Origin of the sequence: Fulvivirga sp. (genome assembly GCF_040220315.1) — a bacterium.
Lineage (GTDB): Bacteria > Bacteroidota > Bacteroidia > Cytophagales > Cyclobacteriaceae > Fulvivirga.
The window spans coordinates 1-11,797 of the sequence record NZ_JAVJUY010000100.1 but is presented as its reverse complement, the minus strand read 5'-3'; the positions used below and the strand labels follow the sequence as shown (position 1 = coordinate 11,797).

The 11,797-nt window shown below is 35.8% G+C and carries 11 protein-coding genes and 1 tRNA gene; 8 read left to right on the top strand and 4 right to left on the bottom strand.

The features are described 5' to 3' along the window. Together RLO81_RS04635 and RLO81_RS04630 are read right to left on the bottom strand one after the other, a co-directional pair. A partial coding sequence (locus RLO81_RS04635) for a sigma-54-dependent transcriptional regulator (protein ID WP_350107911.1) occupies positions 1-748 on the bottom strand: 748 nt, incomplete at its 3' end. After that, on the bottom strand, positions 745-1,107 hold the full coding sequence (locus RLO81_RS04630; RefSeq protein ID WP_350107908.1) for a response regulator: 363 nt from the start codon (positions 1,105-1,107) through the stop codon (positions 745-747). The genes RLO81_RS04630 and RLO81_RS04635, both read right to left, overlap by 4 nt. A 105-nt stretch (positions 1,108-1,212) precedes the next feature. On the opposite strand from RLO81_RS04630, the gene RLO81_RS04625 reads away from it, so the two are divergent. Further along, the gene (locus RLO81_RS04625) at positions 1,213-2,031 is read left to right on the top strand and encodes a sterol desaturase family protein (protein WP_350107905.1); all 819 of its coding nucleotides are present in this window, start codon (positions 1,213-1,215) and stop codon (positions 2,029-2,031) included. On the opposite strand, the gene RLO81_RS04620 is transcribed toward RLO81_RS04625, so the two are convergent. Further along, positions 2,032-2,103 (bottom strand) — tRNA-Arg (locus RLO81_RS04620). Positions 2,104-2,151: 48 nt separating this feature from the next. Continuing rightward, entirely contained in the window at positions 2,152-3,333 is a 1,182-nt protein-coding gene (gene hflX / locus RLO81_RS04615) for a GTPase HflX (protein ID WP_350107902.1), read from the bottom strand. A gap of 169 nt (positions 3,334-3,502) precedes the next feature. On the opposite strand from hflX, the gene RLO81_RS04610 reads away from it, so the two are divergent. From RLO81_RS04610 to RLO81_RS04580, 7 genes are all read left to right on the top strand, one after another. Continuing rightward, a complete protein-coding gene (locus tag RLO81_RS04610) occupies positions 3,503-4,609 on the top strand; it encodes a glycosyltransferase family 4 protein (RefSeq protein ID WP_350107900.1) in 1,107 nt (368 codons plus the stop codon). A 164-nt stretch (positions 4,610-4,773) separates the two neighbouring features. Further along, positions 4,774-5,445: a polysaccharide biosynthesis/export family protein gene (locus RLO81_RS04605; protein ID WP_350107897.1), complete on the top strand. Its 672-nt coding sequence runs from the start codon at positions 4,774-4,776 to the stop codon at positions 5,443-5,445. Position 5,446: 1 nt separating this feature from the next. Then, a complete protein-coding gene (locus RLO81_RS04600) occupies positions 5,447-7,774 on the top strand; it encodes a GumC family protein (protein WP_350107894.1) in 2,328 nt (775 codons plus the stop codon). Then, a complete protein-coding gene (locus tag RLO81_RS04595) occupies positions 7,774-8,505 on the top strand; it encodes a tyrosine-protein phosphatase (RefSeq protein ID WP_350107891.1) in 732 nt (243 codons plus the stop codon). The genes RLO81_RS04600 and RLO81_RS04595 overlap by 1 nt, the downstream gene beginning before the upstream one ends. Beyond that, on the top strand, positions 8,502-9,479 hold the full coding sequence (locus tag RLO81_RS04590; RefSeq protein WP_350107888.1) for an SDR family NAD(P)-dependent oxidoreductase: 978 nt from the start codon (positions 8,502-8,504) through the stop codon (positions 9,477-9,479). The genes RLO81_RS04595 and RLO81_RS04590 overlap by 4 nt, the downstream gene beginning before the upstream one ends. Positions 9,480-9,551: 72 nt before the next feature. Further along, positions 9,552-10,958, top strand: coding sequence for a tetratricopeptide repeat protein (locus RLO81_RS04585; RefSeq protein WP_350107885.1), 1,407 nt, complete (start codon positions 9,552-9,554; stop codon positions 10,956-10,958). Then, the gene (locus RLO81_RS04580) at positions 10,958-11,728 is read left to right on the top strand and encodes a phosphosulfolactate synthase (RefSeq protein WP_350107883.1); all 771 of its coding nucleotides are present in this window, start codon (positions 10,958-10,960) and stop codon (positions 11,726-11,728) included. The genes RLO81_RS04585 and RLO81_RS04580 overlap by 1 nt, the downstream gene beginning before the upstream one ends. Positions 11,729-11,797 lie beyond the last annotated feature (69 nt).

The window sequence follows — 11,797 nt, the reverse complement described above, 5'->3', positions numbered from 1 at the left end:
AGCTCAAGTTTCCGATCTCATCTAAAAATAATGTGCCCTCTTTTGCCTGTTCAAAACAACCTGTTTTATCTGTTAATGCTCCCGTAAATGCGCCTTTCACATGACCAAATAGTTCGCTACCCGCTAGATCATCGGAAAGTGCACCACAGTCAACCGCCAAAAACTTGTTGTCTTTTCTTTTACTCTGATTGTGTATAGCCCGTGCCACATACTCCTTGCCTGTACCTGTTTCCCCCTGAATAATCACAGACATGTTTGTAGGTGCAATTAAATCTACATGCTTCCAAACTACTTCCGATTGTGGACTTGAGCCCTTAATTATGGTAGGTTCTTTTTGCGATGATTTTCTGGGCTTAGATACATGATCTTTTGTTGCCTGATCTTTTGCTGAGCTAATCGCATCTTTTACCATCAACAAAATTTCATCTGGATAAAGAGGCTTGGTCACATAATCATAAGCGCCTTTTTTTAAAGCCTCCACAGCAATTTTCACATCGGAATATCCGGTAATAATTATCACAGGTACTTCAGGGTAAAGCACCTTCATTTTACGCAACATATCAATGCCCGAATAATCAGGTAATTTAAAATCGCAAAGTACTAAATCCGGCTTTTCCTTTTTTAATAGTTTAAAGCCTGATTGGCCATCATCTGCTACAGCTACTTCATAATTATTTTTACTCAGCAGCTTTTGCAGCAAAAGGCATATATCTTCATCGTCATCAATTATTACTACTTTGTTACTCATTTAATATTTGATAAATAGGCTTCGATAATATCATTTTTAGAAAAGGGCTTTTTAATAAACCCTGAGACCTGAAATTGTTTCGCTCGCTCTTCTTCCTCCCTACCATCGTAGGCACTTATAATAACAACATTAGATTTATAATTAACTTTCTTCATCTTTTCCAAAAGATCAAACCCGGAGCCATCTTCCAAATTCAGATCGAGAAAAATTAGATCATATTGCTTGTTGTTTATTTCCACAGAACCTTCACCAAGAGAAGTGCAATACTTTATGTTTTTAGTGAAGGGCTTAAGCATTAACGAGACCATTTGCCCAATGTCTTCTTCATCATCTACGATAAGTACTTCTGGAGGCGCCATTCATTTAATCTAAGTATTTATTTGATCCAGGCCAAGTTTCATCACATTCATCGAGAACAAAAATTGCCTATTTGTGATTATATTAGTGATCTTACGTTTTAAAATATGGAGCAGTTTATAGGTTCGTTTGAAAACTTATCAGCATTATATAAAATAGGCTGGGTAGCATCATGTCTTGTATTTGTGTGGGTTTTGGAGCTGGTAATTCCGTTAGCACAACATAAATACAATAAGCTTAAGCACGATGGAGTGAACCTGGTGTTTTTCTCTTTTTCACTGGTTATTAACGTACTAGTCGGCATTGCCACTGTAGGTGTTTTTTATTGGGTAAGTACTTCTGAAATTGGCCTGATTCAAATGGTAAATTGGCCTTTTTGGGTAGAATTATTAATTGCCATCATGGCTTTGGATTTTATCGCTCAATATGTTGTGCACTATATGTTGCACAGAGTGAAATGGATGTGGCGAATGCATATGGTACACCACAGTGACACGAAAGTAGATGCCACTACAGGCACTAGGCATCACCCGGGTGATTACCTGTTAAGAGAGTGCTTTGCCATTGCAACTGTCATTTTGTTTGGTATCCCGGTTTCATTTTATGTATTCTACAGAATTTGCACCATCTTTTTTACCTATGTTACACATGCTAACATTAGTTTACCAGGTTGGCTTGATAAAGCCTTAAGCTACATTTTCATAACTCCTAACATTCATAAATTTCATCACCATTTCGAACGCCCTTGGACGGATACCAACTTTGGTAATATCTTTTCAATCTGGGATCGTGTTTTTGGAACTTTTGTATATGACGACCCCAGAAAGATAAAGTTTGGCCTGGATGTTACAGATCCTGATAAAGACGAGAGTATCGGCTATCAATTGGGGCTTCCTCTAAACAAGAGCATAAAAACTGATTATTAGTAGCCCCGACAGGAATCGAACCTGTATCTGGAGTTTAGGAAACTCTTATTCTATCCATTGAACTACGGGGCCAATTTAAGCAAGCTCAAAAATAATCGATTACCACTTTATACCAAATCTCTAATAGTAGGTTTGATCTTTTAAGTAATTAGGAAAAATGGTTAGGTGCTTCTTTCGAACCTTTTCAAATATTTTATCTCTTAATTCAGCAATGTTTATTTTCTTCTCTGCCGAAACAAACACAATATCATCATTTGTATTCTTTCTATGCTTATGATATTGATTCATCGATTCAATTGGTGAATCACCTTCTTCTGATGGCTGAAGCAGATCCACCTTATTAAACACATAAATTGTAGGTTTATCATCAGCCCCAATATCTTTCAGGGTTTCTTTAACTACCTCAATATGATCTTCATGGGCTGGATGAGCAACATCTACCACATGCAACAAAATATCAGCCTCTTTAACCTCCGCTAAGGTAGACTTAAAGGATTCTATCAAATGATGAGGTAATTTTCTAATAAAACCAACAGTATCCGACAACAGAAAAGGGATGGTATTAAAAACTACTTTTCTAACAGTGGCATCTACCGTAGCAAACAGTTTGTCCTCAGCCTTCACATTACTTTTAGAAAGTAAGGTCATGAGCGTTGATTTACCAACGTTTGTATAACCAACCAACGCCACCCGAACAATTGTACCGCGCGATTTACGCTGAACAGCATTTTGTTTCTCTATCTTCTCTAGCCTTCCTTTCAGTACATTTATTTGATTTCTGAGAATCCTTCTATCTGTTTCTATTTCCTTTTCACCAGCTCCACCTCGTGTTCCAGTACCACCTCTTTGCCTTTCCAGGTGAGTCCACATCCTTGTCAAGCGAGGTAATAAATATTGATATCTCGCCAACTCCACCTGCGTCTTAGCCTGTGCCGTTTGTGCACGTTGCAGGAATATATCCAGAATCAGTAAACTCCTGTCATAAATCTTCAATTTGATATCTTTTTCTAAATTTCTTAGTTGAGATGGTGTAAGATCATCATCAAAAATTAATACTTGAATATCATTGGTTTTTGTAAACGCAATTATCTCTTCAAGTTTCCCTTTTCCAACAAATGTGCGTATATCAGGCTTATCTAATTTTTGTTTAAATATTTCAACTGTCTCTATTCCAGCTGTTTGCGCTAAAAAAGCCAATTCTGATAGATGTTCATCTACAATTTCATCCAATGATTGTTTTTCATTGACCGAAACTAACACTGCCCTTTCCATTTCCATATGCTTAACTTTCTTACTCTTCATATATTACTACCTTTTCTATTGTTTGTGCATGTAATATTTAACACAAAATTTACCTAAGATCGGTTACTTTTCGATACCTTTGAACATTCACTTGTTGTATAGTTGGCAAATATACGCTTCTATTTGAAGGTGCGGTGATGCCTTTTGAACCTGTTTTAAGCCGGCATTTATGAATATTGCTATCGTATTAAATACTTCCTGGAACGTCTACAACTTTCGAATGGGTCTTATTAAAGCCCTACAGGAACAAAAGTACAAAGTTACCGTTATCGCTCCTAAAGATGAATACACTTCTCAACTAATAGATGCAGGTTGCGAATTTGAAGAAGTAAAGTTAGATAGCAGGGGAGCCAATGTCATCAAAGACATGGGGTTGGTTTTCGAGCTGATTAAAATCTACAAAAAAGTAAAACCTGATGTTGTTTTACACTACACAATAAAACCTAACATTTATGGAACGATTGCCGCCAAATGGTTAAATATACCTGCGGTTAACAATGTCTGCGGTTTAGGCACTGTATTTCTAAAAAAGAATTTTGTTTCTAAAGTAGCCTCATGGATGTATAGAATATCTTTCAAATTCCCAAGGAAGGTTTTTTTTCAAAATAACTATGACAAACGCCTTTTTATTAAAAACGGACTTGTAAAAGAAGAAATTAGTGACATCCTTCCTGGCTCCGGCATAGATTTGGAAAAGTTTAAAGCCACTAACCATAAAAAGAAGGGGCAATTTACATTCTTACTTATATCGCGGTTAATTCATGATAAAGGCATTTTAGAATATATCAATGCCGTTAAAATCCTTAAATCTGAAGGAATAGATGCCAAATTTCAACTACTTGGCCCAAAAGACCCTGAACATAAAAGAGGTATTAAAAATGAAATAATTGACGAATGGATAGCTAGTAATACTGTGGAATATTTAGGTACTACTAATGATGTAAGGGGGTTTATCAATAATGCTGATTGTGTTGTGTTACCATCATATCGTGAAGGCACACCCAAAACCCTTTTAGAAGCTGCCAGTTCCTCAAAACCAATAGTTACAACAAATGTACCTGGCTGCAAAGACGTTGTAACCCATAATTATAATGGCCTGCTATGCAAAGTTAAAGACCCGAATGACCTTGCTTTAAAAATGAAAGAAATGTTCTCAAAAGATCCTGAGCAACTTTCCTTTTTGGGTAAAAATGGACGATTAAAGGTAGAGCAAGAATATAGTGAGAAGATTGTCATCGACAAATACCTTCATACGATCAAAACTCTATTTGCTTAAAGTTTTCAATTGATCACCTTCTTTTTAGCGTAGTGATGCGTATAATTGCTAAAACCTAATTTTTTGGCAATAGCTGAACACATTACATGCGCCATTCTCTTCTCATAATTGCAACGCTGGTTGTTCTATTCTGCAGTTGTAGTTCATACAAACAGAATATTCTATTGAAATCGGACAATGATTCCGATTTTGTGCAGAAATTATCATCTTCCGATAGCAATCGGATTATAACGGTCGGAGACTACCTGGAACTAGATGTATTCACAAAAAATGGTGAAAAAGTAATTGACCCCGATTTTGAACTAGTAAATACTAATATTAACAGTGAAAAACTTCGTCCAAAGCTCAAGTATCTTGTGCGAAACGATGGACAGGTTAAGCTACCCATGGTTGGTGATGTGTTAATTGAAGGTAAAAGCATTCATTCTGCTGAACAAATGCTTCAAAAGGAATTCGAGAAGTATTATCATAACCCCTTTATTAACCTTCGAATCTTAAATAATAGAGTCATAGTACTTGGTGCTTCGGATGGCCTGGTAGTTCCACTGGAAAACGAAAAAACAACATTGGCTGAAGTATTGGCCTTATCAAAAAGTATCACTAATAATGCAAGAGCCAGTAACCTTAAAATAGTCAGAGGCGATGAAGTGTTTCTGGCAGACTTAACGACCATTGAAGGGTTTCAAAGTGGCAATATACTTTTGGAGCCAGGTGATGTTATTTACATCGAACCTGTAAGAAGACCATTTACTGAATTTATGAGAGATAATGGACCTATATTATCACTTGTTACCAGTCTAATCTCTTTAGTTGCGGTATTAATAAGTATTAATTAAGGTGGAAGTAACCAATAAAGAAGAATTTGAAGGAATTGATAGAGACAAGGCTATTTCTGTATTGAGAAAAAGCTGGATGTGGATTTTGCTCATCTTCTTTTTTACAAATGTAACTGCTTATCTCATTGTACGTTATACCAAGCCTTTATACGAATCATCTTCTGAACTAAAATTAGACGTAGAGACAAATGCTACTGAACTAGGTTTAACTAATATTGGTGAAAATCAAAATCTGAATATCATTTCTGGAGAAATTGAACTCATTAAATCAAAACTTTTCTTTAACAAAGTAATAGATGATTTTGATCTGGAAGTATTTTATTTCACAGAAGGTGATTTACTTGATGATGAAAAATATTTGACATCGCCCTTCAAAGTAGATTTTGAAGTTATTAATGAAGGTGCCTACGATAAAAAAATTCGGATAGAAATAATCGATTCAAATTCCTTTAAACTAACTTTTGCTGAAGAGGGTAGTAATCAGGTATACCAGTTTGGACAAGTAATTAACACCAAAAATGTGAGTCTGGTAATAAGTAAAACACCTTATTTTCAATCTAATAATGAGCGATATCATTATTTCATCATCAACAGCCGCTCGGCACTCATTTCATATATTGAAGAAAACCTAAGTGTTGTACCACTAAACCTTAACGCTAACACCATTAAAATCAGTTTTCAAGATCACAATGCCACAAAGGCACGAGATCTGGTGAATGCAGTAGATAGTATTTACCTCAACTATACCAAAGAGGAAAAAAATCTGGAAAACAAACAAAAAATCAACTGGTTAAATGGGGAATTAGCGAGTATAGAACAGCAGCTCGAAGGTTTTGAGAGTTACTTCGAAAATTTTACCATCGACAATCCAACAAATGACCTGGAGGCTTATTTAGAAAATACTATTAACTATATTAACCAAATCGACTCGCAAAGATATGAACTATCTAAAAAAATTAACAACGCGCAGGGGCTTCTCACAACTTTAGAAGACAATAATGCTGATATTGCACTATCAGGAAATTACGGATTCTCAAAAGAAGTTTCTTCCTTGCTTAGCCAATTAACGCAATTAACTTCTGAATATGAAAATCTGAAACTCAGCTATACTGAATCTACTTTCGCTTTAACCCGAAAGGAAAAGGAAATACAAAATCTAAGGAGTACATTAAAAAACCAGCTTTCAAAGCTAATTACCGTATACCAAACTCGTACGAATGAATTAGAAAAGCAAAAAGCCCAATTGCAAAAAAACTTCGTAGAACTTCCCGGAAAAAGTACTGAATTCAATAAAAAACAACGATTTTTCAAACTTTATGAAGAGTTCTACCTATCACTAATGCAAAATAAAGCTGAGTATCAAATAGCTCAAGCTGGTACTACTACAAAGTTTAAAATACTAAGTGCAGCTACATTACCTTCTAACCCAATTTCACCCGATAAACTGATAATACATGGTATTGGATTTGTTGCGGGTTTGGTATTCACTTTCATTTTTGTTGGAGTCCGGTACTTGCTTCACAATAAAATATCTACCCCTTCTGAACTGGAAAGATTGACTGATGCTCCAATATTAGGATCCATTCCTGAGGAAAAGGTAAAAATGGAACAATCAGTATTGATGGTAGATGAGCGTCCAAAATCAGCAATTAGTGAATCACTACGTTCAATCAGAACGAATATTGATTTTATGGTAAGCAAAAAACAGCAACGTGTTATTTCCATCACTTCTACCATTGGTGGAGAAGGCAAAACTTTTACAGCTGTTAATCTGGGTGGTATTATCGCTATGTCTAAGAAAAAGGTATTGATTCTTGATCTGGATATGAGAAAACCTAGGGTACATCTCTCATTTGGTGATGAAAACCCAAACGTTGGAGTAAGTACCATACTCATAGGTAACAATACCATTGACGAGTGTATCATAAAATCAAGGATTGATAATTTACATTATATAAATGCAGGACCCACACCTCCCAATCCATCAGAGCTATTACTGAATGGTGAATTTGATGATCTCCTTAATAAGTTAAAACTCACTTACGATGTAATAATTCTTGATACACCACCAGTTGGATTAGTTACAGACGGGATTTTAGCCATGAAAAAAGCAGACTTGGCGATGTATGTTGTACGTGCTAACTATTCTAAAAGAGACTTTCTTAAAACGTTAAACCGATTGGTCTCTGTAAACCAATTTAAAAACATTGCTGTTATACTCAATGCGCTGCCCCAACTAAGATCTAACAATTATGGGTATGGCTATGGTTATTATGATAACACATCGACCAAATCAGAATCTGTGCTAAATAAACTGTTTAATAAGTAGTGTTTAACTTCTTCAAGAAAAAGTCAGATACGCACTTTAAAGATTTAACCACAGACCTCCACTCTCATTTAATCCCGGGGGTAGATGATGGTGTTCAGTCTATGGAAGAGGCGATAGCATTGCTTCGCAAATTTTCAGAATCGGGCTATAGAAAAGTGATCACAACGCCCCACATCATGCATGATTTTTACAATAATAGTGAAGGGGAGCTGAGCAAAATTCATGCAGACGTTGTAAAAAGGCTTGCACACGAGAGAATTGATATTACCTTCGAGCTAGCAGCAGAATACTATTTAGATGATCATCTAAATGAACGTATAAATGACCCATCTGCCCAATTTTTAACATTTGGTAAAAACTATCTTTTGTTCGAAACTTCTTTTATGAACGAGCCTTTTTATTTGGCTGAGTTCATATTCAAAGCCAAATCAAGGGGTTTAAATCCTGTAATGGCTCATCCAGAAAGATATAATTACTTACATAGCGATTCAGATTTGCTTCAAAAGTTAATAGAAAGGCAGGTTCTTTTTCAGCTTAATATCAATTCCCTAAGCGGATATTATTCCAAGCAGGTAAGAAAGTTTGCACATACCTTAATTGACAAAAAACTCATTCACTTCGTTGGATCAGACTGTCACAATACCACTCATTTCGATACATTATCTGCCTCAAAAAAAACAAAGTATTATACCAAGGTTTTAGAATTACCTTTACTTAATCGTCAATTATGATTTTAGTAACTGGAGCCACCGGACTATTAGGCAGCAAAGTATGTCAGATGTTAGTTGATAACAATCATAAAGTGATGGCACTCGTGCGCAAAAGCAGTGACTTATCGTTGCTTGAAGAAATACAAGAAAAGATTTTATTTTGTCATGGAGATGTATTGTTTCCAGAAGAGTTTGATGACAAATTAAATGATATCGAAACAATTATCCATTGTGCAGCAGTAGTTTCATTTCACAAATCAGATAAAGATTTAATGGAAAACGTGAATGTGAACGGTACATCAAACATGGTGAACTTAGCACTCAAGAATGGCATTAATTACTTTATACATATCAGCTCTGTTGCGGCTATAGGAAGAATGGCAACTAGTGGTACAGTAACGGAAAATGACAAATGGCAGCACAGCGATTTAAATAGCAACTATGCCAAAAGTAAATATTTAGCTGAGCTTGAAGTTTGGAGAGGAATTGAAGAAGGACTAGATGCTGTGATTTTGAATCCTTCGGTTATTCTTTCAGCTGATGATCTTTCCAGAAGCAGTGGCCAGCTTTTTAACTATATATTAAATGAAAATAAATTCTATTCTTCAGGTTCGCTTAACTACGTGGATATACGCGATGTAATCAATATAATTAATATAGTATTAGGGAAGCGCGAAACTAAGAAGCGTTATATTATTAATGGTGGAAAAGCAAAGTACAAAACTGTATTTGACGAAATAGCAACCAGGTTAAATAAAAAACCACCTTCCATAAAGTCCAATGATGTTCTTTTAAATATTGGAATGCTTCTGGAGCGTATCAAATGCTTTTTTAGTGGAAATGCGCCTCTTATCACAAAAGAAACAGCACAAATGAGCAAAAGCGAAATTTACTTTTCAAATGAAAAAGTAAAGCAAGAATTAAACTATACCTTTGCGTCTTTATCCGATACACTTGATTGGGCTTGCAATCAAATCAAGAATAAAAATAATTAGAGATTTTCCTGCTGTTACTATCTCAATAAAGGAAATTTTTCGTTAAATTGATTAAACTTTCAAACTTTCTTAATGGCTAAAAATTTCAAGAAAAAGAAAGAAGAAGATGAACTGGTAAAGCGCTTCGAAGAGTATCAAAAAAATATAGCGTCTCACTTCTTTGAGCTAGATAATTTTGAATATATCATTAATTACTATCAAGATCATGGCCGGTTTAATCAGGCACTTGCAGCAGTGGGTATTGCGCAAGAACAGTACCCCTACTCTATTGAACTTCTAATTACCAAATCGCAGATCTTATCAAATTTAGAGCGATTTGATGAGGCGTTGGAATTATTAGAAACCGCTGAATCATACCAACCAAATGATGGCGAGATATTTCTCATGAAAGGTTCCATCCTTTCACTGTTAGGAAAATATCAGGAAGCAATTGACAATTACGAACGTGCACTTACTTACTCTGAAGAAAAAGATGAGGCCTATTATAGTTTAGGGCTGGCGCATCAAAGCCTTGAGAATTATGATGAGGCTATTGATGCCTATAAAAGTGCTATCGAAGAAAATATCTATCATGACGGTGCATTGTACGAATTAGCTTACTGCTTGGATGTATGTGGTGAATTAGAAAGCAGCATCGATTACTATAAGAAATTTATTGATGCAGACCCTTACTCCCAGGCAGCCTGGTATAATCTGGGTATTGTATATAATAAGCTTGGTCGTTATGATGATGCACTTTCTGCCTATGAGTTTGCCATAGCAATTGAAGAAAACTTTTCTTCGGCCTATTACAATATGGGCAATACCTATATGCAAATCGAGAAGTTTACTAAAGCGTTAGATTCCTACAAATCTACGATAGACATAGAAGGTCCAAGCGCAGAAGTGTATTGCCAAATGGCGAAAGCTTATGAAAACCTTGAGCAATTTGAATTGGGGCTTAAGTATTTTCAGAAAGCTACCAAACTGGATAATCTGTATGGCGAAGCATGGTTTGGTGCAGGCCACTGCCTTGAAATGCAGCAGAAGTGGTATCAATCACTTCATTTTTATAATAAAGCACTAAAGTTGGATTACGAAAATTCAGCTTATTGGAAAGCAGTGGCCAAAGCTGAATTTAACATCGGCAATATTGTTTCCAGCATAGATGCCTATGAAGAGGCCAGTATGCTCAGCCCAGAAGACAAAGAAATTTGGTTAAACTGGTCGTATATTTATTACGATCAGGGTGATTATAATAAAGCTATTGATCTGATTATCAACGGATTAGAAGAGCTTCCGGATGAGTCAGATTATTTCTATAGAATAACTGCCTACCTCATTGCCGCAGGCAAATACAAAGAAGCCTTTAATTATTTAGAAAATGCACTAATTTTGGACTTCGAAAATCATGTGGTGCTTTTTGAATTCTTCCCACAGTTGGAAACTCAAAAGGCGCTTTACAAAATAATTGACCAATTTAGAAAAGACAATTCCTAATGAATTATACTTTGAACAATATACCTGAGCGTACCAAAAAGCCCAGGCAGTTCGGATTTACTATGGCCATGGATAAAGGCCTAAGCTTAAGAGAAGTTGAAGATTTTATAGAGGTAAGTGGCGACTATGTAGACATAGTAAAATTCGGTTGGGCCACATCTTATGTAACTCCAAATTTAAAAGACAAAATAAAGCTATATAAAGATGCTGGAATACCTGTTTACTTTGGTGGCACTTTGTTCGAGGCATTCATTGTAAGAAACCAATTTGACGATTACAGAAAAGTACTGGATAAGTACGACCTGTCTTACGCTGAAGTATCTGACGGATCTATTGAACTAGATCATGACAAAAAATGTGATTATATCAGCAAACTTTCAGAACAAGTAACTGTCTTATCTGAAGTAGGATCAAAAGATGAGGAAAAAATAATTCCGCCTTACCAGTGGATTAGCTTAATGCAAGCGGAGCTAGATGCCGGTGCATGGAAGGTTATTGGTGAAGCAAGAGAAGGTGGTAATGTTGGTCTATTCAGATCTTCGGGTGAAGTAAGGTCTGGTTTGGTTCAGGAGATATTAACGAAAATTCCATTCGAAAAAATTATTTGGGAAGCACCACAGAAAGCTCAGCAAGTATGGTTTATAAAGTTACTGGGCTGTAATGTAAACCTCGGTAACATTGCTCCCAATGAAATTATTCCGTTAGAAACCATTCGCTTAGGCCTCAGAGGTGACACGTTCAGTCACTTTTTGAAAACGATTGAAAACTAGTCGTAGTTATTGTGAGCAATTTTAAAACGCATCTACTTACATACTTAAAAGGTATGGCTATGGGTGGTG

Bases quoted from the DNA above. Each gene is read 5' to 3' on its own strand.
- RLO81_RS04630 (WP_350107908.1), bottom strand. From the start codon at position 1,107: ATGGCGCCTCCAGAAGTACTTATCGTAGATGATGAAGAAGACATTGGG.
- RLO81_RS04625 (WP_350107905.1), top strand. From the start codon at position 1,213: ATGGAGCAGTTTATAGGTTCGTTTGAAAACTTATCAGCATTATATAAA.
- hflX (WP_350107902.1), bottom strand. From the start codon at position 3,333: ATGAAGAGTAAGAAAGTTAAGCATATGGAAATGGAAAGGGCAGTGTTA.
- RLO81_RS04610 (WP_350107900.1), top strand. From the start codon at position 3,503: ATGAATATTGCTATCGTATTAAATACTTCCTGGAACGTCTACAACTTT.
- RLO81_RS04590 (WP_350107888.1), top strand. From the start codon at position 8,502: ATGATTTTAGTAACTGGAGCCACCGGACTATTAGGCAGCAAAGTATGT.
- RLO81_RS04585 (WP_350107885.1), top strand. From the start codon at position 9,552: ATGGCTAAAAATTTCAAGAAAAAGAAAGAAGAAGATGAACTGGTAAAG.
- RLO81_RS04580 (WP_350107883.1), top strand. From the start codon at position 10,958: ATGAATTATACTTTGAACAATATACCTGAGCGTACCAAAAAGCCCAGG.